Raw genomic sequence first — 20,738 nt, forward strand, 5'->3', positions numbered from 1 at the left:
ACAACAACCCCAAGCCCCCGCCCGGAACCCCGTACCTCCCGGTTCCGGCCTCCCATCGCGGGCCGGTGGCTTTATCCGAAACCCCCAACCCCCGCAGGGCGCGGCTCTACAGGGGGAACTCGCCAGCCATCCCAACCTGCTGTTGTAGGAGCGGCGTAAGCCGCGAAGCTGACACTGCTTGAAAGGCTCAAGAGCCAACCCCTCCCCAACCCTCCCCTACGCCTTTGGCGCAAGGGAGGGAGACAGGCGGCGCAGCCTCACCAATCTCAGCCCAACAGGGTCTCCAACACCGCCATGCGCACGGCGACGCCATTGGCGACCTGGCGCAATACCCACGACTGCGGGCCGTCGGCCACTTCGTCGGTGACTTCCACGCCACGGTTGATCGGGCCCGGGTGCAGCACCGCTGCGTCCTTGGCGGCACGCTTCAGGCGCGCGCTGTTGAGGCCGTACTCCGCGTGGTACTGCTCCAGTGACGGCACCAGACCTTCTTCCATGCGCTCGCGCTGCAGGCGCAGCATCATCAGCGCATCCACGCCTTCCAGCATCGCGTCGAAATCATGGCCGACGATGCAGCCATCAAGGATGCCATCCTCCGGCAGCAGCGACTGCGGACCACAGACGCGGATCTCGCCCACGCCCAAAGTACGCATCGCCTGCAGATCGGTGCGCGCAACGCGCGAATGCTTCACGTCGCCGACGATCACCACTTTCAGCTTGGAGAAATCGCTGCCCTTGGCCTGACGCAGGGTCAGCATGTCGAGCAGGCCCTGGGTCGGGTGCGCGCTGCGGCCGTCGCCGGCATTGATCAGCGCGGTACCTTCGCCAGCCACGCCAGCCAGTTCGGCCACCGCACCATCGTCCGGGTGGCGCACGATGAAGCCGCGCACGCCCATCGCCTCCAGATTCTTCAGCGTGTCGCAGGCGGTCTCACCCTTGCGCGCGGAAGAGGTGGAAGCATCGAAATTCAGTACGTCCGCACCCAGCCGCTGCGCCGCCAGCTGGAACGAGCTGCGGGTGCGGGTGGAGGGCTCGAAGAACAGGGTGCAGACGCCGGTACCGGCGAGCACCGCGCGCTTGTTGTTGATCCGGCCAACCGCGGCATCGCGGATCTGGCCAGCACGGTCGAGCAGCTGCAGCAGGGTTTCCCGCGGCAACCCATCCAGGGTCAGCAGGTGGCGCAGGCGTCCTTGGGCATCAAGTTGCGAAGCGGTCATGGCAGGGTCTTCGACAGTCAGGAAATAGGGGTGGCTTCGTGCGGCGCCGACAACCAGCGCTCGATGATGACGGCGGCGGCAACGGCGTCGAGGTTGGCGGCATCGCGGCGGCGCTTGCGGCCTTCGGCGCGCTCCACGGCGAAGCGCTGTGCGGCTTCGACCGAGCTGGAACGTTCATCCACCAGCAACACCGGCACCTTGTAGCGCTGCTGCAGCTGCCTGGCAAAGGCGTGCGCGCGCTTGCGGTTGGGCTGGTCTTCGCCTTCCAGGGTGAGCGGATCGCCGACGATCATGCCTTGCGGCCGCCATTCCTTGTGCAGCTTGTCCAGCGCGTTCCAGTCCGGGCCATTGCCATGCACATCGACGACCGCGATCGCACGCGCGCCGACGCCCAGCGAGCTGCCGATGGCAACGCCTATGCGGCGCGAGCCGACATCGAAGCCCAGTACCGTGCTGCTGGTGGAAAGTGTGTTGGACTCAAGCACGGCCGCTGTATCCGGTGACCAGGAACAGGTCAACGCCGATGCGCGCGCCGGCCAACTGCCAGCGCTCGTCCAGCGGTGTTTCGAACAGCACGGCAGCGTCGGCAGGCACGGTCAGCCAGCTGTTCTCCGCCAGCTCCTGTTCCAGCTGGCCTTCACTCCAGCCGGCACAGCCGAGCGTGACCAGGGCATTGCGCGGGCCTTCGCCACGGGCCATGGCTTCGAGGATGTCGCGGGACGTCGTCAGGTAGAGGCCATCGCCCACCTTCAGGCTGGAATCCCATTCGCGGGCGTCGTCATGGATGACGAAACCGCGTTCGGTGTGCACCGGCCCGCCATTGAGCACCGGCACGGCGCGCAGGTCGCCATCGTCGGTATCGATCGCCATCTGCGCGAACACATCGCCCAGGGTGAAATCGGAGGGCTGGTTGACCACGACGCCCATGGCGCCGTTTTCGTCGTGCTGGCAGATCAAGGCCACGCTACGCGCGAACTGGGGGTCGACCAGCGACGGCAAAGCCACCAGCAGGTGATTGGAAAGAGGTGGTGACAGCGCAGACATGTCTGCATTCTACCGGCTGCGGCTGCCTGACGCCTCGCAGGGGCGATAATCGGGCCTTCCTTAACGCGGACATGCCCATGACCTACTACTGTGATTTCGCCCCGGGCCACCCCGTGCACGGGCCGTACCACGAGAACGAGTATGGCTTCCCGCAGCGCGACGAACGCGAACTCTTCGAGCGCCTGCTACTGGAAATCAACCAGGCCGGCTTGAGCTGGGAAACCATCCTGCGCAAGCGCGAAGGCTTCCGCAGCGCCTACAGCGGCTTCGACGTGGACGCGGTGGCAGCCTATGGCGAGGCGGATGTCGCCCGCCTGCTGGCCGATGCCGGCATCATCCGCAACCGGCTCAAGGTGGCAGCAGCGATCCACAACGCGCAGGTGATCCAAGGGCTGCGTGCCTCCCATGGCGGTTTCGCCGAATGGCTGGACGCGCATCATCCGCTGCCCAAGGCGGACTGGGTGAAGCTGTTCAAGAAGACGTTCCGGTTTACCGGCGGCGAGATCACCGGCGAATTTTTGATGAGCCTGGGCTACCTGCCGGGCGCGCACCGGGAGGATTGCCCGGTGATGGTGAAGATTGCGGCGATTGGGCCGGCTTGGATGGGGCGGTAGGGCTGGGATTCGGGATTGGGGAGAGCGTGAAGCAAAGGCAAAGAGCAGAAGCACCCCTCCCCGGCCCTCCCCTTCGCTACGCGAAAGGGAGGGGGAAGAGCGGCCTCCGCCTCGACTTCAGCTTTCGCTCGGCTCTGGCCCTTCCGCTCTGGCCCCTCCCTTTCGCGCAGCGAAGGGGAGGGTTCGGGAGGGGTGCTCTTGATCTTGATCTTGATCTTCCCCCCTCCCCCCAACAAAAAAACCGCCCCAAAAAGGAGCGGTTCTTCAAACCACCAAGCCCGCCAGACTCAGCGAACCTCGGCAATCTCCACGCCATCCAGACCCTGCGACAGGGTCTTGGCATCACCGCCCTGCGACAGCTTGATGCGCAGGCGTACTTCGTTCTGCGAATCGGCGTAGCGCAAGGCATCGTCGTAGCTGATCTCGCCGGCCTGGTACAGCTCGAACAGGCTCTGGTCGAAGGTCTTCATGCCCAGCTGCACGGAGTCGCGCATCACTTCCTTGAGCTTGTGCACTTCGCCATCGCGGATGTAGTCCTGCACCAGCGGCGTGCCCAGCAGGATTTCCATCGCCACACGGCGGCTCTTGCCGTCCGGGGTCGGTACCAGCTGCTGTGCCACCACGCCCTTCAGGTTCAGCGACAAGTCCATCAGCAACTGGTTGCGACGGTCTTCCGGGAAGAAGTTGATGATGCGATCCATCGCCTGGTTGGCGTTGTTGGCGTGCAGCGTGGCCAGCACCAGGTGGCCGGTTTCGGCGAACGCCACCGCGTGATCCATGCCCTCGCGGGTACGGATTTCGCCGATCATGATCACGTCCGGCGCTTGTCGCAGCGTGTTCTTCAGCGCTGCCTCCCAGCTGTCGGTATCGATGCCGACTTCGCGCTGGGTGACGATGCAGCCTTCGTGCTTGTGCACGAATTCGATCGGGTCTTCGATGGTGATGATGTGGCCGGTCGAGTTCTGGTTGCGGTAACCGATCATCGCCGCCAGCGAGGTCGACTTACCGGTACCAGTGGCGCCGACGAACAGGATGATGCCGCGCTTGGTCATCGCCAGCGTCTTGATCACCGGCGGCAGGTTCAGCTCTTCCACGGTGGGAATGCGCGTTTCGATGCGACGCAGCACCATGCCCACCTGGTTGCGCTGGTAGAAGCAGCTCACACGGAAGCGGCCGACGCCGGATACACCGATGGCGAAGTTGCATTCGTGGGTTTTCTCAAATTCCTCGCGCTGCGCCGGCGTCATCACGTTGAGCACCATGTCGCGGCTTTGCTGCGCCGTCAGCGGTGTCTGGGTGATCGGCGACAGCTTGCCGTTGACCTTCATCGACGGCGGCATGCCGGCGGTGATGAACAGGTCGGACGCCTTCTGGTGCGCCATCAGCTTGAGGAACGAGGTGAAATCAATAGTGCTCATGTCTGGCTCCCGATGGAGAGCCGGGACAGGGCGTGGGATGACTCCACGGCGCCCCGTCGATTCCGGCTTTTGCAAATCCCGAATTCCGAATCTCTAATCCCGAAACCTGGAATTACTCGAACAGACGCTTGTCCTTGGCGTATTCCTTGGCCTGGTTGCGCGTGATCAAGCTGCGCTTGACCAGATCCTGCAGATTCTGGTCCAGCGTCTGCATGCCCACCTGCTGGCCGGTCTGGATGGCCGAGTACATCTGCGCCACCTTGTCTTCGCGGATCAGGTTACGGATCGCCGGGGTTGCCACCATGATTTCGTGCGAGGCAATACGGCCACCGCCCACGCGCTTGAGCAGCGCCTGCGAAATCACCGCACGCAGCGACTCGGACAGCATCGAGCGCACCATCGGCTTTTCGCCAGCCGGGAACACGTCGATGATACGGTCGATGGTCTTGGCCGCCGAACTGGTATGCAGGGTGCCGAACACCAGGTGACCGGTTTCTGCGGCGGTCAGTGCCAGGCGGATGGTCTCAAGGTCACGCAATTCGCCGACCAGGATGATGTCCGGGTCTTCACGCAGCGCTGAGCGCAGGGCTTCGTTGAAGCCGTGCGTGTCGCGGTGCACTTCACGCTGGTTGATCAGGCACTTCTGCGAGGTGTGCACGAATTCGATCGGGTCCTCGACGGTGAGGATGTGACCGTATTCGTTCTTGTTGATGTGATCGATCATCGCCGCCAGCGTGGTCGACTTGCCCGAACCGGTCGGGCCGGTGACCAGAATCAGACCCTGCGGCTGCTCGATCAACTCACGGAAGATCGGCGGGCACGCCAGGTCTTCCAGCGTCAGCACTTCCGAGGGAATGGTACGGAACACCGCACCGGCACCACGGTTCTGGTTGAACGCATTGACACGGAAGCGCGCCAGCGAAGGAATCTCGAACGAGAAGTCGACCTCGAGGAACTCTTCGTAATCACGCCGCTGCTTGTCCGACATGATGTCGTACACCAGCGCGTGCACTTGTTTGTGGTCCAGGGCCGGGATGTTGATGCGACGGACGTCACCGTCCACGCGGATCATCGGCGGCAGGCCGGCGGAAAGATGTAAGTCCGAGGCCTTGTTCTTGACCGAGAACGCCAATAGTTCAGCGATGTCCATACGCGCTCTGTCCCCTGCGTTGCGAGTATATGTAAGGTGTTTCCCCTGGCAGGCAGTATAAGCCTTCCCACGTAAGAGGTAGATGCTTTGCAAACCGTGTCGTTGGCCACCCTCCGGCAGCAGATCGACGCTGCTTCCAGCCCCTCCCAACCGGTCCGCCTGCTGGCCGTCTCCAAGCTGCAGCCGGCCGCCGCGGTGGCTGGACTGACCGCCCAAGGACAGCGCGCCTTTGGTGAAAACTATGTGCAGGAGGCGGCCGCCAAGATCGCCGAGCTGGCCGAACTGGGCCTGGAATGGCACCTGATCGGCCACCTGCAGTCCAACAAGGCCGAGCTGGCCGCGCAGGTCTTCGATTGGGTGCAGACCGTTGACCGGGGCAAGCTGGTCACCGCCCTGGCCAAGGGCCGCCCGGCCGCTTTGCCCCCCCTCAATGTGCTGATCCAGGTCAACATCGACGACGAGGACAGCAAGCATGGTTGCACCCCGGGGCAGGTCGCTGCACTCGCCGCGGCCGTCGCCAAGGAGCCACGGCTCTGTCTGCGCGGCCTGATGGCGATCCCCGCGCCGTTCCCGGAAGCGGCCAAACGCCAGGCCGCGTTCGCACGGATGCAGGCCTTGTTTACCGACCTGGCCGCGCAGCTCCCGCAGGTCGATACACTTTCGATGGGCATGAGCAGTGACTTTGCCGAAGCCATCGCCGCCGGCTCGACCATGGTCCGGGTCGGCACCGCCTTGTTCGGCCAACGCCCTTCCCCTTGATCGCACCGAGATTGGATTGATGACCAGCAGCCCGAACACAGACCTTCCCGACACTGATGTCGCCTTCATCGGCGGCGGCAACATGGCGCGCAGCCTGATCGCTGGCTTGCTGCGACGCGGCATGGCCGCTAGCCGCATCCATGTCGCCGAACCGGTCGCCGCCCTGCGCGAGTCGCTGGCGCAGGACTTCGGCGTGCATACCTACAACGCCGCCGAAGCCGCCGCCGCTCATGCCGGGCTGTGGTTGATGGCGGTCAAGCCGCAGGTGATGCGTACCGTCTGCGAGGCCTTGAGTCCCGTCGCCGCTGCACAGCAACCGGTAGTCGCCTCGATCGCCGCCGGTATCACCGCCGCGCAGCTCGAACGCTGGCTGGGTGGCGATCAGGCCATCGTCCGCGCCATGCCCAACACCCCTGCTCTGTTGGGTGCCGGCGTCACCGGCCTGTTCGCCAACCCGCGCGTATCCGCCGCCCAGCGCGCTCAGACCGAGCAGGTGCTTGCCAGCGCTGGCCGCACCGTCTGGATCGAGAACGAAGGACTGATGGACGCGGTGACCGCCGTTTCCGGCAGCGGCCCGGCCTATATCTTCCTGCTCGCCGAGGCGATGGAAGCCGCAGCGCTGGAACAAGGCCTGCCGGCAGACGCGGCCCGCACGCTGGTACTGGATACCGTCCTCGGTGCCGCACGCATGCTGACCGAAGCCGGCGAAGCCCCGGCCGAACTACGCCGCCGCGTCACTTCCCCAGGCGGCACCACCCAGGCAGCGATAGAAACCTTCCAGGCCGGCGGCTTTGAAGCGCTGACAGCGAAAGCCATTGATGCCGCAGCGAAGCGTGGCAAGGAACTGTCTGCAGCCAACGATTGAATAGCTTCTTCAGCCAAGTACACGAGCCGCCCGCACCCGCGGAGATCTGCTTCGAATAGCCCCTCTCCCCTCGCCGGAGAGGGGTTGGGGAGAGGGGAGCAAAGCGAAGCCTTGCAGCTTTTAATCACCTAGAGCGCAGCCCCCAACAACCAACACCACAGCCCAAGGACACCAACACCATGCCCCGGTTCGCCCTAACGCTGTCCTCCACCCTGCTGCTCACCCTTGCCGCCTGCTCCGCGGAACCCTCCCCGCGCGCAGCCGTCATCCAACAGGCGCAACCCAGCCACGCCGACCTCGGCAAGCTGCGCGTGCACTACAACCTGCTGCCAACCCTGGCCATGAACGATGCAGTCGCCCGCAGCTACCAGGTGCAGCGCGAAGCCGACCGTGCCCTGCTGGTGGTCGCCCTGCGGCAACTCGTACAAGGCGAAGAACTGCCAGCAGACGGCAAGGTGCAGGCCATCGCCACCGATCTCTCCGGCAAGCGCCAGCAGATCGAATTGCGTGCCGTGCGTACGGGTGACTACACCGACCTGATCGGCCTACTCGATGCACATCCACGCGATCAACTGCGCATCGACCTGCAGATCAGCGCAGATGCAGGCGCGGGAAACGTGCGTTTCGAACGGAATTTCTGAATCCCGCTGAAACAATAGGCATCGTCTTGTTTGTCACTCCAGCACCGTATTCGCGGTTGCAAACGCGCTTGAAAAAGCGCGCATTTCCTTTCCCAATCAATTTGATATGGCAGCGCAGCAGCGACCACCTCGCAGCTTGCGAGGTCGTTGCGCGTTGCCCGCACACACCACAAAGTCAAATTGACATGGAATTAACACAAACCATACTGGCCGCCTTTCCAATTCCGCGCAGGCCTCAGAAACGGGGCTTGCGACGGGCAGAGTGACGTCCTTGCCAGTCCACAACTCCCCTACTCCGTTGCTGCAGCTGCAAGGCTGGGGCATGCGCCGCGGTCAACGCACCGTGCTGGCATCGATTGATCTGGACATCAGCGGTACCGGCATCGTGGTGTTGATGGGTCCGGGCGGCACCGGCAAATCCTCGTTGCTGCAGGCGCTGTCTGGCCAAAGCAACGCCCATGGCGGGCGCTGGGGCACGCTGCTGTTCCAGGGTGCACCGCTGGAAGCAGCAAGCCAGCCACCGGTACTGGTGCAGCAACACGCACGCGAACTTGGCTTCAGCGTGCTGGAGAACCTCAGCGCCGCGCTGCGCCCGCAAGCTGGCAACAAGCCACAGGCATTGCGCGAACAGATCGACACGCGCCTGCAGGCCTTGGGCGCTACCGCCGTGGCTGCACATCTGCAGCAGCGGGTAATCGACCTGCCGCGCGGACTCGCTCGCCAGGTCGCCATCCTGCGCGCCGCCTTGAGCGGTAGCGCGCTGCTGTTGATCGACGAACCCACCAGCGAGCTGGAACCGGCCGAGGCGGAAGCCGTGCTCACGCTGATTGAACGTCTATCCGCCAACCACTGCTGTCTGGTCAGCCTGCACCATCAAGGCCAGGCACGACGTATCGCTTCGCGGGTGATCCTGCTGGCCGGCGGCCATGTGCAGGTTGATGCGCCGGTGGATGCCTTCTTTGCCAATAGCGGGCAGCACCCGGTGCTGGCGCAGTTCCTACGCACCGGCAGCTGCCATGTACCCGCGCCGGATGCGCGCGCCGAGGATCTCGCCGATGGTGTTGTCGCACCAGCGCCCGTTGCGATCGCCGAGAAGATACCAAGCCAGCCTGTCACGCCTGCGGCCGAAGCTTCCGTTGCGCGTCCAGCACCGATGCAGACACCAGCACCGGTCCGCCTGTCTGCCACGCCATCCCGGCGCGGCCCCAACGGCTTCCATTGGCTGGTACCGGGCAAGCTCGCTGGTTGCCCGATGCCCGGCGTGGTATTCGCCATCGATCACGATCTGGCGTTGCTGCGTGGCATGGGCGTCACCGTGCTGGTCAACCTCACCGAACGCGAGATGTCGGCCGAGCGACTGGCTCCCTACGGGCTGCGCAGTTATCACCTGGGCATCGCCGACCGCGGCGCACCGCCCTTGCTATGGGCCAAGCTGCTGCTGGCCAAGATCGAGGTGATGCTGCGCGAAGGCGAAGTCGTCGCCGTGCACTGCCTGGCCGGCCTTGGCCGCACCGGCATGGTGTTGGCCGCGTGGCTGATACGCGAAGGACTCACCGCAAACGAAGCCCTGCGCCGCCTGCGCACGCTGGACCCGGGTTTCGTGCAGTCGCAGGAGCAGGAAGACCTGCTGCATGCGCTGGAAGAAAATCTGCTGATCCGCGCCTGCGACTGATCAATCCCTGAGTGATGCCAGGCCGCACTGCGGCCTGCGGGCATCGTTTTTCCTTTTCTCCCCCTTCCGCAAGGATTCCCCCATGTCGCTCGACACCACCCTGCAGCAATCCGTTGCCTCTATCCCCGAATGCGTGGCCGCCGGCTACGTCGATATCAGCTCCGGCATGCTGCTGTCGGTACGCACCGTGGATTCGCATCCGCGCGAAGTGCTGGATCTGGTGGCCGCGGCTACCGCCGATCTGTACCAGGGCCCGAACATCCGCAGCATCGAGCAGATGTTCCGCCGCGCACGCGGCCTGGAGGATCAGGAAGGCGCGCACTACTTCCAGGAAATCATCGTCAACAGCGAAAACCTGATCCACGTCTTCATGCGCGGCAAGCGCTACCCGGATTACGTGATGGTGTTCGTCTGCCGCCGCACCGCCAACCTCGGCATGGTGCTGACCCGCTCGCGTCTGGCGATGCCGCTGATCGAAGCGGAAATCTGATCCATCCGGGCCACGCACTGTGGCCCGGGCAGCAGGCACTGCTGGCGTGCCGTCCGATACCCGGCAGCTTGCCGATACCGTCTCGCAACGCTAGCCCACGCGTTGCGGGCCTTCGCCGCGCTGCCCCAGCACATCCTGCGGATTCAGCAGGCCGCAGCGCTTCAGCGACAGACAGCCGCAGCCGATGCAATCGCTGAGCTGGTCACGCATGAACTGCAGCGTTGCGATGCGCTCGTCCAGTTCCTTGCGCCAGCGCGCGGACATCTTCGCCCAGTCAGCCTTTGTGGGTGCACGCCCTTCCGGCAGTTCGGCCAGGCGCTCGGCCACCGCCTGCAGCGGCATGCCCACGCGTTGTGCGGCCTGGATCAGCGCCAGCCGGCGCAGCACATCACTCTGGAATCTCCGCTGATTACCGGCAGTACGCTGGCTGTGGATCAGTCCCTTGCGCTCATAGAAGTGCAAGGCCGACACCGCAACACCGCTGCGCCGGGCCACTTCACCTACACTCAGTTCCCGCGTGGACATCACTTGACCTCAACCATGGTTGAGGTGTGATGCTGCACGCCCCCCAGCCGCAACTCAAGCAGCAGCGTCGCATCATGAGTTCCCAAAGCATCGCCTCGGCTCCGCCGGCAAGTACCTCCATCCTCGCCCCGCAATACCGTGCCACCACCTTCGGCATGGTCGCGCTGATCTCGCTGATCGCCTTTGAAGCGCTGGCCGTGGCGGCCGCCATGCCCAGCGTGGCGCAGGCCTTGGACGGGCTGCGTCTGTATGCGTTGGCCTTCGGTGGTGCTCTGGCCACCAGCGTGATCGGCATGACCCTTGCTGGCCGCATGTGCGACCAGCAGGGTCCGGCGCGACCCTTATGGCTGGGTCTGGGCAGCTTCCTGATTGGTCTGCTGCTGGCCGGATTGGCACCGCGCATGGATGTATTGATCATCGGCCGCCTGTTGCAGGGCGTCGGCATCGGCGCGATCTCGGTGTCGCTGTATGTGCTGGTGGCGCGCACCTATCCGGAAGCGCTGCGGCCGAAAGTATTCGCAGCCTTCTCCGCCGGTTGGGTGGTGCCCTCGCTGATCGGCCCCGGCCTGAGTGGCCTGATCGTGCAGCACCTGAGCTGGCGCTGGGTCTTCCTCATCGTGCCGGTGTTGGCCTTGCCGGCGGCCTGGCTGCTATTGCCGGCCTTGCGCAGTACCCACACCAGCATCCGCCGTGATGTCGAGCAGCGGCCGGTGGTGCGCTGGGCGATAGGCACGGCGCTGGCCGCGCTGTTGCTGTATGTCGGCGGACAGCTGCAAGGCATGCAGGCGCTGGCGGTGATGACGCTGGCAGTGATTGCACTGATCTTCTGTGCGCGTCATCTGCTGCCCAGCGGCAGCCTGCTGCTGCGCCGCGGCCTGCCCAGCGTGATTGCCTTGCGTGGCATTGCCGCCTCGGCCTTCTTTGGCGCCGAGGCCTTCCTGCCACTGCTGCTGCAGCGCGAGCGCGACCTGTCGCCGCTGTGGGCGGGCGCAGCGCTCAGCCTGGGCGCGCTGGGCTGGTTCTCCGGCTCGTGGATGCAAGGCCATCAGCACTTCGGCTGGCGCCGCACGCACATGCTGCAGGCCGGCACCTGGCTGATGCTGGCCGGCCTCTTGATCACCGTGCTTACCCTGTATCCAGGCGTGCCTTTGATGCTGGCGCTTGCCGGCTGGGCGCTTACCGGGCTGGGCATGGGCCTGATCTACCCCAGCCTGTCGGTGCTTACCTTGTCGTTGTCAGCGCCGCACGAGCAAGGTGCCAACAGCTCGGCCTTGCAGCTGAGCGAAGGCATCGCCGTCGCCTCGACGCTGGCCATTTCCGGCTCGCTGTTCGCCGCAACCGTTGGCGGCAATGAAACCAGCGGCTATCTGCTGTGCTTCGCGGTGACGCTGCTATTGGCCGGGTTGGCAACCGTGGTTGGGCGCCGCATCGGCTGAGCAGCGTTCGATCACGCAGCTCAGCAATTTCCTGCGTCGCAACTCTGCGCGACGATCTCCGGCTTGATCCTTTGCCCGGGCTGCACGCAGCCCGGCACGGGCTCAGTGCGCAGCGTCCACGCCTTCCACTTCCAGCAGATCCTTGCGCAGGATGCGGCGCACTTCCAGCACCGCTTCCGGTGTTTCCTGCACGCTGTGGCCGGACACGATCACCTTCTCCGACAACGCGCCATCCAGATGCGCGCTCCAGTACGGCACCAGCCCGTCGTCGGACTGCGGGGTCGGCACCTCGGCTTTGCGCTTGGCGATGATGGAGTGGTACTTCAGGCCCGGTTGGATCGGCAGCGCCGAGGACGCCTCGATGAAGGGATCGCTGGCCTTCAGGTTCTCGATGCTGTTGGTGATCACCGGTTCCTTGGGCTTCTTGCCATCGGTTTCGCCCGGGTCCTGCAGCGCCATGAAAGCGTCACCGAAGGCACCAAGAATCGTCAGCGGCAAGCGCACCAGCCTGCCGATCAGACGGCCGAGCCGATTGCCTGCCGCATCTGTACCCTTGTGCGGTGAGGCCAGGAAGATCGCCCGCTCCACGTTCGGCTGCGGGGTGAAATGCAACACCGGTCCGAGCTTGGCCTCCACGCGTGCCAGCCGTTCGCCCTGCAGGTTGTAGCGTTGGCGGGTGTTCTCCCACAGCACATCGCCGGAGTCACTGAGCATCAAGCGTGCGATCACGCCGCCCATGCTGTGGCCGATGAAGACCATGTCGTGCGATGCAGGTGCCGTGCCCTTCGGATCGAAGTGATGCAGCGTGCTGTTGAAGGCCTTGCTGATGGTGTAACGGTTCAAGGCGATCGGCGCATTGGTCGGGTAATACACCGACCACACCTGGTAATGCTCGCGCATTTCCTCGTCACCCATGATCTCGTTGGCCAGGTTCACCCAGGCCTCCGGGCTGCTGGCCAGGCCGTGCAACATGAAGATGATGCGCTTGTTCGGATCGTAGGGCTGCATCAGGTAGATATGCGGCTCGCGGATGCCTTCGCCGCGGCCGAACAAGGTGCGCAGTGACTCGGTGGCGAAGCCGGACTGGGCAAGCCACAGCCCATAGGCGGCGGTGAAATTGGCTGCCAGCGGCACTTCCTGGCCGCGCATCTGGATGCTGCTGAGGTCGGGCGAATAGGCCTCAAGCTGCACCTGCCGGGTTGCCAGTATTTCTTCCAGCGTATTGCCGCTGAAGTTCAGCACGGCGGTCACGTTGACCGCGGGCATCTCGCTGTAGACCGGAAGATCCTGCTTGCGCTCTTCCACTTCAATCGCCTGCGCCAGCGTGGGCGCTTCCATCATCGCCACCAGCTCGGCACCAAAGCCATCACGACGGTAGGAGCTGCGCAGCCCGGCAAAACTCACCGAGGATGCAGCTACCAGCTGCCTGGGCACGCCTTCGAGCTTGAGCTGGTCGAACTTCGCACTGATGGTCCACTCGTCCACCCGCACCGGCAGGTTGATGTCCTCGCCTTCCAAGGCCCGCGCACGGGTGCGCTGGAACACCACCGAGGCCGCCTGCTCGGTCGCGTAGTTGTAGTAATCACGCACCTGGGTGAGCCGGTCCTCCAGGGCGCGCTGCGCCGGGCTGCGACCGCTGAAGAACAAGTACAGATAGGAGTAGCGCGCGGTTTCCAGCCAGGCATTCAAGGCCGCCGGCGGCAACTCGATGGGTTCATTGCCCTTGGCCTTGGGGGTGAGCGCCAAGGCCTCCTGCATCCACAGCTCGGCCAGCGTGGACAGGCGCTGCTCGGACTGCAGGCCGTCATTGGTGGTGACCGTCTGCCGGCAGGTGGGCAGGTCCTTGCTGCAATCACTCTCGGTCAAGCCAATGACCGACAACGACTCCTGCGACAAGGCACTGAGCTTGCCGGTGCTGAGGATGTCGCCGCGCTTGAGCATCACGTAGTCGGTGTTGCTCACCGCTTTCATCTTCACCATGGCGCAGCCGCTGGACAGCAGCAGCGCCATTACCGCGACCACCGGCAACAACCGGCGTATCCATGTCTGCGGGGTGTGGGTCATGGGTTGGTTCCTGGTGCGGGAATGCCGGGTACGCCTGCGCGTATCTGGTAAGAGAAATCAGCCACATCGCCCGCTTCGCGTGCACGCAGCGTTATACGCCCCGATTGTTGCAGAGTCGCCAGCGGCACGCCCGGGGTCAGCCCACCGACGTCGGCGGCGTACTCGGCCAGATAGCCGGAAGCGAGCAGGCGGTAGTCCAGCGGCAGATTCGGCTGGATGCGGCGCATCAGCTCGAACACCACCGTGGTGCAGTTGCTGGTCAGCGTGTTGTAGAAGCGCGGCGCCTGTTCCAGTTGCTGCGCGCGGTCCACGTAGAAGCGCAGCAGATCGCGCATCTTGTCCGGGCTCAGCCCATGCAGGCGGTACAGATAGACATCCTCGCCGCGCGCGTTGCTGCGCGTCAGCACGATGTCGCGCTCATCCGAGGCCACCAGCACCGCCTCGAACTTGCGGAAGAAGCCGCCCAGCGCCGAGAACGACTCGCCCTGCTCCTTGCGGATTTCCAACGAGAACACCAGCTGGCGGCCATCGGCGAAACCGAACGACACCAGCGTATGCGCAATCGCCGGGCCCATCCAATAGGACAGGATCATGTCCACCGACTGCACCTGCGACAGATCGTACTCACGCGCTTCCCAGCGCACGTCGTAGTCGGTCTCGGTGCGCCAATGGAAGTTGCGCACGTTGTCGATGATCAGGCGGTCACCCTCGATGCGCGCATGCAGCGGCTGCGCCACGTCATCAGCCCAGGTCCGGTCCTGCTGCGGGTCGATCGTCGCCCACCAGATCAGCATCACCGCAAACAGCGCCCCGAACACCGCCAGCGAATGCCAGCGCCGCACCGGCCCAAAGCCCGCACGGATCGCCCAGATGCTGGGCACGCACCACACCAGGATCGCCACGACCTTGGCCACCACGTTGCCGGGGAACTGATACCACAGTGCAAACCCGCCCCAGATACCGATGCACAGACACAGGAACGCCAACAGGACCCGACCGACGCCACGCACAACACTGCCCAGACGCCGCTTCCCTACATTTGCCACTTCACTCTCCTGAAAGACCCAACGGCCCCGGAAGCGCACCGCGCCAGGCCGGAACCACCGCGAAATGAATGGGTCGCCAGCGACCCGCGGCAAAGATAGCCTGCCAGGCGCGGAAAGCGGAGTGAAACGGTTGAAAAGCCGGTTGAAGCGCAGCGCCGTTCATTTAGACGGGCCAGCCAAGCAGACAGTCAGATAACCGCCGCACCCCGGCATCAACGTAGCCCGGGTAAGCGCAGCGCACCCGGGGCCGTCCGCGAGCAACCTGAATCACCAAGAGACCCAACCTCCCGGGTGCGTTGCGCTTACCCGGGCTACACAACGGCCTGAAGCAGCCGATAGATTTCAAGCAGCACAGCCCGCCAACGAAACAGAATGGCACGGCCGTACTCAGTGAATATTCGGCCCTTCAATCCCGCTGTCCAGCCAAGCAACAACCTGCGGCAACAACGACACAACCGACGCCGCCAACTGGTCGTATTGGTTCTGCTCGCTGCCGAACGCCTTGAACGAGAAACCGCGAAAGTCCTTGCGCTGCTCCGTATCGATCAAGCGCTTCCTAAGCAGCGGATCCGTCTCGAACACCCGCTTTGGCACTTCTCCAGAGTCGGGGTCAACCCAACTCGCCGGAACGCGACTGAACTCCAGGATGAAGCTGCCGCCATACGTCCAGTATTGAATCGACAGGAAGTCGCGGTGAACTTCATTGGCGCGAACGAAGTTTGCTACGCCGCTGCCACCGAAGCCGAGCCGGCGGATCTCTGGCAGCAGGATCTTCTTGATTGAGGCGGCCATCAGTTGGCCGGGAGTCTTCACAAATGCAAATCCCAGAATGAAACAATTCGCCATCAGACCTCAATACAAGAGCCTCCGCTAGCAAAAACCTGACTCTGACCCCTGTTTTCTCTGACCCCTGTTTTCTAATTGGTAGTGGCGTCCTTATCTTCATGCTGTTGGCCTTCAAGCGCGGGGCTAGTTGTGCACCTTTTTGTGCACCTCTGTTCTTGGAACGACGTGGAACGTCGTGGAAGAGCATGAAAAGCATGGAAGTAGCGGTTCTAGGCAGATCGCTCCAGGCGCCGGGCCGTTCGTATCTTTCGACTGATTTCTTTGGTTACAGCCGCTGCTTCCTTCAGGCCATCTAGGTTCATCGGAGTAGGGGCATGCAGCCTTGGCACAACGACCGTCCGAACGATGGGTTTGGCCCCGACGCAATAGAACAGTCCCGTACCCTGCCTATCGCACTCGTCCACGGCGTAACGGATAACCAAATTGTCCGGATCGAGTCCGGTCGCACACGCTGCAAGCTGGGCTTCTCGGCCAAGGTCCGCGATGATGCCATGTGCTTTTAGGGACTCTCGATAGGCGGGGGAGAAAACCCAAAGCGGATAAGCTCTGCCGCGGGTCTGCACAGACACTACATCCAGCACTAAGCCGGAATCCTTCAAGCACCACCAGGCGGCCCAGAATCGAGCATTCGCTTGATCCGCGTCGTGCCCGTATAGCGATCGTATAACCGCCGAAGGTGGAGCGTACCAAGTTCGGTCCTCATCTTCGGCTACGAGCCAAAGATCAGTCCCAGCCATATCCCCTTGGTGTCCGAGTTCGAAATCATCGCCAGCACTCCCCTCATGGCGCCATTTCTGGAATGCCATGGAGTCGGGGGGACACCCGAACCACTCTGCATAATCGGTGTTCGCATAGACATGAAGGAGGAGCAGTAGCGCATCACGGATAACTTCGCGCTCTTCGATTTCTCGCGCCAAAAGTCTAGCCAAGGGAGAACCATAATCGGGGTGACGATCTAGCAACAGCGAGGGCAGGTACGCATAGTTTCCTTCCCATGTTTCTAGGCTATACACCACGGCATTTCCTTTACGTCGTTTCGTCTCCTTCAGCACTGCGCGCGGCTTCTCATCTCCATTGCCCAATGAAAGGAGGGCAGCCATAACGCGCTTCGACCGGAAGTCCGTGCAGCCGGTTGTGAGACGAATAGACTTTGCGCCCGCCGCGGTAACCTCTCGGCCTTTATCGAATGCATAGCCACAAAGCGTGACGTAACCTGCCAGCATCTCTGGACCGTCGGATGCATCCACGATGGCACGAGCCGCATCCATCGAAACTTTGAAATAGCCTGCCATCCCCCCCCCAGAAGAAGCCAGCGATACACTGGCCATATGCTTGAAGCTTAGTCGAACTCCTGAAGCCGCGCTTTCAAGCGACATCACCGCCTAGAGCGAGCTCATCAAGAATAGCTAATGAGCCATTACGTCCGTTTGCGCAGATGCACAACGGCACTGGATACACCTGATGACGGGGAGACCCCACTCCGTAGCTATGACGAGAGTGACACTATGCTAGCGAACTTGAGGTGGTCTGATCGTAACCAGGCGATACAACTGCCAGCGACACGCGCATCGACGACAGATTGCTACTGGCGACATCGACGAAAGACCCAACCGGGGTGCAGCATCTTTCCGCCTGATCGCGCGTTGAACCATATTGCCGGTTGAGCGCCCTCGCCTCATGCTTGCCCTAAACAAAGGAACGGGGAACTTTATGACCGAGGCACTCTACTGCTACCCATTCGAAATTCTGTGCCAGCCGCTAAGCTGGTGGTCTTCTGCTGCCTCTTGGGCTCAGGCGATCCTCTCCGCGCTGGCAATCTGGTTCGCCGGTAGCTTTGCCATGAAGCAAGCTAAGGTGGCACGCAAGGAGAAGCTTTCCACCTACATCGAGATTCTCTTGCTTGCCCATAGGGAAGCGCGGTCAGCAAGTCGGCATATCGCGAACGTCAGGGAGGGAGCAATGATAGGGGTTTCACAAATCGATGGCGCAAAGCCAGTCTTTGCCAAGATTGCACAAGACCTTGAGAGTGTGAGCTTTCACGATCTCCCCCACCCTGGCCTGGTGACTATTCTCAAGGATGCAGCTACTGCATGCAGGACGCTCGACATTCACTACGAGCAAAATTTCGACAAGCCGAACGCCATAAACGACTGGGCCAAAAGCCAAATAGATGAAGCACAAGAAATGCTAGAAAACATCCTAGGTGATGCTGAGTACCTTCAACGAACCCTCTAATGGGTAGACCGCGATCGCTGTGGAGGATTGAACGTATGGATACAATTATGGACATCGCTAAGGTTCTCTCAGGCGTATTCGCTGGCGCGCTTCTGACCTACCTCAGCGATTGGCTGAAGCGGAAGAAAGATCGGAGAGCTGATGCGGCCTTCCTCAGCGCTTCGGTCCTAATTGTCTTAGACCGCTTTCTTAGCGGGTGCGCGAGCGTGGCGCTCGACGATGGAACTGCCTATGGGCGCCCAGCAGGGCTTTCAGAGGGGGGAGAGGAGTACTACGCCGCACAGACCGATATTCCCGAACTTACTTGGGATGGGGTCAAGGTCGAATGGAAATCCATTGAACCGACCTTGATGTATTCAATCCTCTCGATTCCTTTAGACTTGGATGACGCCAAGGAATATGTGAAAGGTACGCTTGAATACGATCTACCTCCATATGACAGCTACATATTCGAGCGCCAGCTTCGATTCGCTGAGCTGGGGGTAATGGCTGCAGATGTTGCAAAGCGGCTCAGAGACGCTACAGATATGCCGGCCAGGCCACCCAAGGAATGGAATCCCGAGACAGCCCTGCGCGATCGGCTGAAAGAGCTCCGCGCGCGATCTGAAAGGGCAAATCAGCCGGGCGAATTCTAGCAAGCGAACTCAGTGTAATTTCGGTGTAATCCTGCCGGAAAAGCGCGGTAAAACGAGGAAAAAACCTGCGAAGCCGCGAGTGCAAAAACGCCATGAATAGCGGCGCTTTCTGCGGGTAAAAGCGACGTTCTGGAAGAGCTGGATAGATTGCCTGAGAGGATTATGAGTCCTTCGGCCACTCATGAGAGGCCCCGCCACTTGGCAGCTCGACGCCTTCGATCAGCAGTCGATCATTGACCTAGCAAGCTCGTGTCCTCGGCAGACCGCCTCATCGTAGGTAGGCCAACTGTGGTCACTGTCTTGCCTGGGAGGCAAACCATCCACGAGTACGTCGACTGTGAACGCGGCCCCGTCCCAGTCCAGCACGCGGATTTCGTAGGACCGGCCGTCATGCTCTCCATACTCACTACAACTCGTCGTCTTGCTTTTCATCCATGAGCGCCCTGGCGGATTACAGGCCGAGCCTACTACATGGACACGAGGCCTGTCCGCGCGCTGGAATAGCCTCGGCATCCACCGCCGAAGAGCCGGCATTCTTTTTGCAGGAGCTTTGCAGGACAACAAAAAACCGGCTTTCGCCGGTTCTTCTGCAACACTTTGATTTATATGGTGGGCGGTACAGGGATCGAACCTGTGACCCTTGCCGTGTGAAGGCAATGCTCTACCGCTGAGCTAACCGCCCGTGTTGCGAGCCGCTCATTATAGGGGGCTGAGCGAGCACGTCAACATCTTTCTTCACACGATTTCACATCGTCTGGGTCGGCTTGTCCGAGCTGGATGTGCCGGCCAGCAGGGTCTCGATCTTGTTGCGGATGGCTTCGCCGTCGACGCCGTCGGCGAGCTGCACGCCGATGCCGGCCTGGCGGTTGCCCTGCGCGCCCAGCGGGGTGACCCAGACCACCTTGCCAGCTACCGGTAGACGCTCGCTGGAGTCCGGCAGGGTCAGCAGCAGGAACACCTCGTCGCCGAGGAAGTAGCGCTTGGGCGTGGGCACGAAGACGCCACCGTTCTTCACGAACGGCATGTAGGCGCCGTACAGCGCTGCCTTGTCCTTTACCGCCAGCGAAAGGATGCCCTGGCGGGCGTTCGTCGCACTCATCGATTTGTCCCCTTGGATTGCACTTGGTTGGCCGCGCCCCATGCCAGCAGCAGCTCCACCACGGCCAGGTCGGCGCGGATGGTGGTGCGCAGCAGGTCGCGGGTGCGATTGGCGGCATCAAACCAGGCGGCCAGCTTGTTCAATCGGGCCGGATCGGTCAAGCCGTCGGCCGCTTTCTTCAACGCGAGGTCGGCGGCGTGGCGCAGGCGCAGGTCGGCGTTGTCGTCGCCGGTCCAGCGCTGGGCCAGCTCGACGCTGCCCAGCTTGCCGGCCAGCAGCTGCTCCAGCTCGCTGGCCACCTGCCGGCGCAGGGCCATGCCCTCGCCTTGCAGCCATTGGTCGGCCAACGCCGGGTGGCCGCGGGTGGCGTCCAGTGCTTCACGCGCCACGCCTTCGGTATAGCCACGCGACTGCAGCCAGGCCATGGCTTCCTCGCGCGGCGGCATACGGAACTCCAGGCGCTGGCAGCGGCTGCGGATGGTCTGCGGCAGGCGCGCCGGGTCGGCGCTGAGCAGCCACAGGTAGCGGCCCGGCGACGGCTCTTCCAACGTTTTCAGCAAGGCATTGCAGGCGGCGCGGTTGATGGCGTCGGCCGGATCGACGATGACCACCTGGGCCACGCCGTAATGCGGGGTCAGTGCCAGCTTCTGCGAGATCTCGCGCACCTGCTCGATGACGATCTCGGTGCGCAGCTTGTCACCGGCCTTGTTGGGGATGAAGCTGGTGAACTGCAGGTCCGGATGGGTGCCAGCGGCGATCAACTGGGCGTTGCGCTGGCGTGCCGCCGCGTCCTCGCCGTGGTTGAGCACATGCGCGGCCAGCCGCATCGCCACCGCGCGTTTGCCCATGCCGGCCGGGCCACACAGCAACAAGCCGTGGCCGAGCCGGCCCACGTCCAGTGCAGCCACGGTCTGGTCATAGACGCGCTGCTGCCAAGGGGCGAGTGCTTCGCTCATCGGGACATCCTGTAGATCATTCGAGT

21 protein-coding genes and 1 tRNA gene are annotated in these 20,738 nt (G+C 62.9%); 9 read left to right on the forward strand and 13 right to left on the reverse strand.

Features of this window, described 5'->3' with window-relative positions; translation table 11 throughout:
* Positions 1–266 precede the first annotated feature (266 nt).
* From AC1VWL_RS15715 to AC1VWL_RS15725, 3 genes are read right to left on the reverse strand one after another with little or no spacing between them, the layout of a single operon-like run.
* On the reverse strand, positions 267–1,217 hold the full coding sequence (locus AC1VWL_RS15715; protein ID WP_482987311.1) for an aspartate carbamoyltransferase catalytic subunit: 951 nt from the start codon (positions 1,215–1,217) through the stop codon (positions 267–269).
* A gap of 17 nt (positions 1,218–1,234) precedes the next feature.
* Positions 1,235–1,702, reverse strand: a complete 468-nt coding sequence (gene ruvX / locus AC1VWL_RS15720) for a Holliday junction resolvase RuvX (protein WP_296251643.1) — start codon at positions 1,700–1,702, stop codon at positions 1,235–1,237.
* The gene (locus AC1VWL_RS15725) at positions 1,695–2,261 is read right to left on the reverse strand and encodes a YqgE/AlgH family protein (RefSeq protein WP_296251645.1); all 567 of its coding nucleotides are present in this window, start codon (positions 2,259–2,261) and stop codon (positions 1,695–1,697) included. The genes ruvX and AC1VWL_RS15725 overlap by 8 nt, the downstream gene beginning before the upstream one ends.
* Before the next feature lie 77 nt (positions 2,262–2,338).
* Between AC1VWL_RS15725 and AC1VWL_RS15730 the strand changes: the two genes are divergently transcribed.
* Positions 2,339–2,875 carry a DNA-3-methyladenine glycosylase I gene (locus tag AC1VWL_RS15730; protein ID WP_482987312.1) on the forward strand — a complete coding sequence of 179 codons (537 nt, stop codon included), beginning with the start codon at positions 2,339–2,341 and terminating at the stop codon, positions 2,873–2,875.
* Positions 2,876–3,162: 287 nt separating this feature from the next.
* Here the strand turns inward: AC1VWL_RS15730 and AC1VWL_RS15735 are convergent, their stop codons facing one another.
* Together AC1VWL_RS15735 and AC1VWL_RS15740 are read right to left on the reverse strand one after the other, a co-directional pair.
* A complete protein-coding gene (locus AC1VWL_RS15735) occupies positions 3,163–4,293 on the reverse strand; it encodes a PilT/PilU family type 4a pilus ATPase (RefSeq protein ID WP_282268502.1) in 1,131 nt (376 codons plus the stop codon).
* 112 nt (positions 4,294–4,405) lie between these two features.
* Positions 4,406–5,443, reverse strand: a complete 1,038-nt coding sequence (locus AC1VWL_RS15740; RefSeq protein ID WP_313170321.1) for a type IV pilus twitching motility protein PilT — start codon at positions 5,441–5,443, stop codon at positions 4,406–4,408.
* A 96-nt stretch (positions 5,444–5,539) separates the two neighbouring features.
* Here AC1VWL_RS15740 and AC1VWL_RS15745 point away from each other — a divergent pair, with 96 nt between their 5' ends.
* The 5 genes from AC1VWL_RS15745 (at position 5,540) to AC1VWL_RS15765 (ending at position 9,870) form a co-directional block, all read left to right on the forward strand.
* The gene (locus tag AC1VWL_RS15745) at positions 5,540–6,202 is read left to right on the forward strand and encodes a YggS family pyridoxal phosphate-dependent enzyme (protein ID WP_482987313.1); all 663 of its coding nucleotides are present in this window, start codon (positions 5,540–5,542) and stop codon (positions 6,200–6,202) included.
* A gap of 19 nt (positions 6,203–6,221) precedes the next feature.
* Positions 6,222–7,067, forward strand: a complete 846-nt coding sequence (gene proC / locus AC1VWL_RS15750; RefSeq protein WP_482987314.1) for a pyrroline-5-carboxylate reductase — start codon at positions 6,222–6,224, stop codon at positions 7,065–7,067.
* A gap of 179 nt (positions 7,068–7,246) precedes the next feature.
* Positions 7,247–7,708, forward strand: a complete 462-nt coding sequence (locus tag AC1VWL_RS15755; RefSeq protein ID WP_482987315.1) for a DUF4426 domain-containing protein — start codon at positions 7,247–7,249, stop codon at positions 7,706–7,708.
* A gap of 322 nt (positions 7,709–8,030) precedes the next feature.
* Positions 8,031–9,380: a phosphatase domain-containing putative toxin gene (locus AC1VWL_RS15760; protein ID WP_482987316.1), complete on the forward strand. Its 1,350-nt coding sequence runs from the start codon at positions 8,031–8,033 to the stop codon at positions 9,378–9,380.
* A gap of 82 nt (positions 9,381–9,462) precedes the next feature.
* Positions 9,463–9,870: a hypothetical protein gene (locus tag AC1VWL_RS15765; protein ID WP_282268515.1), complete on the forward strand. Its 408-nt coding sequence runs from the start codon at positions 9,463–9,465 to the stop codon at positions 9,868–9,870.
* A 90-nt stretch (positions 9,871–9,960) separates the two neighbouring features.
* On the opposite strand, the gene soxR is transcribed toward AC1VWL_RS15765, so the two are convergent.
* Positions 9,961–10,395, reverse strand: a complete 435-nt coding sequence (gene soxR / locus AC1VWL_RS15770) for a redox-sensitive transcriptional activator SoxR (protein ID WP_282268518.1) — start codon at positions 10,393–10,395, stop codon at positions 9,961–9,963.
* Positions 10,396–10,469: 74 nt separating this feature from the next.
* Between soxR and AC1VWL_RS15775 the strand changes: the two genes are divergently transcribed.
* Positions 10,470–11,831 carry an MFS transporter gene (locus AC1VWL_RS15775; RefSeq protein ID WP_482987317.1) on the forward strand — a complete coding sequence of 454 codons (1,362 nt, stop codon included), beginning with the start codon at positions 10,470–10,472 and terminating at the stop codon, positions 11,829–11,831.
* 102 nt (positions 11,832–11,933) lie between these two features.
* Here AC1VWL_RS15775 and AC1VWL_RS15780 read toward each other — a convergent pair whose 3' ends face one another.
* The 4 genes from AC1VWL_RS15780 to AC1VWL_RS15795 form a co-directional block, all read right to left on the reverse strand.
* Positions 11,934–13,895, reverse strand: a complete 1,962-nt coding sequence (locus AC1VWL_RS15780) for an esterase/lipase family protein (RefSeq protein ID WP_482987318.1) — start codon at positions 13,893–13,895, stop codon at positions 11,934–11,936.
* Positions 13,892–14,905, reverse strand: a complete 1,014-nt coding sequence (locus tag AC1VWL_RS15785; protein WP_482987327.1) for an Lnb N-terminal periplasmic domain-containing protein — start codon at positions 14,903–14,905, stop codon at positions 13,892–13,894. The genes AC1VWL_RS15780 and AC1VWL_RS15785 overlap by 4 nt, the downstream gene beginning before the upstream one ends.
* Positions 14,906–15,328: 423 nt before the next feature.
* Complete coding sequence (locus AC1VWL_RS15790; protein WP_482987319.1) at positions 15,329–15,787, reverse strand: hypothetical protein; 459 nt, start codon at positions 15,785–15,787, stop codon at positions 15,329–15,331.
* A gap of 209 nt (positions 15,788–15,996) precedes the next feature.
* Positions 15,997–17,079, reverse strand: coding sequence for a hypothetical protein (locus AC1VWL_RS15795; RefSeq protein ID WP_482987320.1), 1,083 nt, complete (start codon positions 17,077–17,079; stop codon positions 15,997–15,999).
* 418 nt (positions 17,080–17,497) lie between these two features.
* Between AC1VWL_RS15795 and AC1VWL_RS15800 the strand changes: the two genes are divergently transcribed.
* Together AC1VWL_RS15800 and AC1VWL_RS15805 are read left to right on the forward strand one after the other, a co-directional pair.
* Positions 17,498–18,022 (forward strand): hypothetical protein, encoded by a 525-nt coding sequence (locus tag AC1VWL_RS15800; protein ID WP_482987321.1) that lies wholly within the window; start codon positions 17,498–17,500, stop codon positions 18,020–18,022.
* Positions 18,023–18,069: 47 nt separating this feature from the next.
* Positions 18,070–18,657 (forward strand): hypothetical protein, encoded by a 588-nt coding sequence (locus tag AC1VWL_RS15805; RefSeq protein WP_482987322.1) that lies wholly within the window; start codon positions 18,070–18,072, stop codon positions 18,655–18,657.
* A gap of 607 nt (positions 18,658–19,264) precedes the next feature.
* Here AC1VWL_RS15805 and AC1VWL_RS15810 read toward each other — a convergent pair.
* The 3 genes from AC1VWL_RS15810 to AC1VWL_RS15820 all read right to left on the reverse strand — a co-directional run bounded on the left by AC1VWL_RS15810 (position 19,265) and on the right by AC1VWL_RS15820 (position 20,712).
* Positions 19,265–19,339 (reverse strand) — tRNA-Val (locus AC1VWL_RS15810).
* Positions 19,340–19,402: 63 nt separating this feature from the next.
* The gene (locus tag AC1VWL_RS15815; protein ID WP_303749123.1) at positions 19,403–19,756 is read right to left on the reverse strand and encodes a PilZ domain-containing protein; all 354 of its coding nucleotides are present in this window, start codon (positions 19,754–19,756) and stop codon (positions 19,403–19,405) included.
* Entirely contained in the window at positions 19,753–20,712 is a 960-nt protein-coding gene (locus AC1VWL_RS15820) for a DNA polymerase III subunit delta' (protein WP_482987323.1), read from the reverse strand. Before AC1VWL_RS15820 ends, AC1VWL_RS15815 begins: the two co-directional genes overlap by 4 nt.
* Positions 20,713–20,738: the final 26 nt, after the last annotated feature.

Source organism: Stenotrophomonas sp. STEN063, assembly GCF_056854515.1.

Excerpts from the sequence above, each read along its gene's own strand:
- AC1VWL_RS15755 (WP_482987315.1), top strand. The coding sequence starts at position 7,247 with ATGCCCCGGTTCGCCCTAACGCTGTCCTCCACCCTGCTGCTCACCCTT.
- AC1VWL_RS15805 (WP_482987322.1), top strand. The coding sequence starts at position 18,070 with ATGGACATCGCTAAGGTTCTCTCAGGCGTATTCGCTGGCGCGCTTCTG.
- AC1VWL_RS15815 (WP_303749123.1), bottom strand. The coding sequence starts at position 19,756 with ATGAGTGCGACGAACGCCCGCCAGGGCATCCTTTCGCTGGCGGTAAAG.
- AC1VWL_RS15735 (WP_282268502.1), bottom strand. The coding sequence starts at position 4,293 with ATGAGCACTATTGATTTCACCTCGTTCCTCAAGCTGATGGCGCACCAG.
- AC1VWL_RS15780 (WP_482987318.1), bottom strand. The coding sequence starts at position 13,895 with ATGACCCACACCCCGCAGACATGGATACGCCGGTTGTTGCCGGTGGTC.
- AC1VWL_RS15740 (WP_313170321.1), bottom strand. The coding sequence starts at position 5,443 with ATGGACATCGCTGAACTATTGGCGTTCTCGGTCAAGAACAAGGCCTCG.
- AC1VWL_RS15775 (WP_482987317.1), top strand. The coding sequence starts at position 10,470 with ATGAGTTCCCAAAGCATCGCCTCGGCTCCGCCGGCAAGTACCTCCATC.
- proC (WP_482987314.1), top strand. The coding sequence starts at position 6,222 with ATGACCAGCAGCCCGAACACAGACCTTCCCGACACTGATGTCGCCTTC.
- AC1VWL_RS15790 (WP_482987319.1), bottom strand. The coding sequence starts at position 15,787 with ATGGCGAATTGTTTCATTCTGGGATTTGCATTTGTGAAGACTCCCGGC.
- AC1VWL_RS15765 (WP_282268515.1), top strand. The coding sequence starts at position 9,463 with ATGTCGCTCGACACCACCCTGCAGCAATCCGTTGCCTCTATCCCCGAA.
- AC1VWL_RS15800 (WP_482987321.1), top strand. The coding sequence starts at position 17,498 with ATGACCGAGGCACTCTACTGCTACCCATTCGAAATTCTGTGCCAGCCG.
- AC1VWL_RS15730 (WP_482987312.1), top strand. The coding sequence starts at position 2,339 with ATGACCTACTACTGTGATTTCGCCCCGGGCCACCCCGTGCACGGGCCG.
- AC1VWL_RS15725 (WP_296251645.1), bottom strand. The coding sequence starts at position 2,261 with ATGTCTGCGCTGTCACCACCTCTTTCCAATCACCTGCTGGTGGCTTTG.
- AC1VWL_RS15795 (WP_482987320.1), bottom strand. The coding sequence starts at position 17,079 with ATGGCAGGCTATTTCAAAGTTTCGATGGATGCGGCTCGTGCCATCGTG.
- AC1VWL_RS15715 (WP_482987311.1), bottom strand. The coding sequence starts at position 1,217 with ATGACCGCTTCGCAACTTGATGCCCAAGGACGCCTGCGCCACCTGCTG.
- AC1VWL_RS15760 (WP_482987316.1), top strand. The coding sequence starts at position 8,031 with ATGCGCCGCGGTCAACGCACCGTGCTGGCATCGATTGATCTGGACATC.
- soxR (WP_282268518.1), bottom strand. The coding sequence starts at position 10,395 with ATGTCCACGCGGGAACTGAGTGTAGGTGAAGTGGCCCGGCGCAGCGGT.
- AC1VWL_RS15820 (WP_482987323.1), bottom strand. The coding sequence starts at position 20,712 with ATGAGCGAAGCACTCGCCCCTTGGCAGCAGCGCGTCTATGACCAGACC.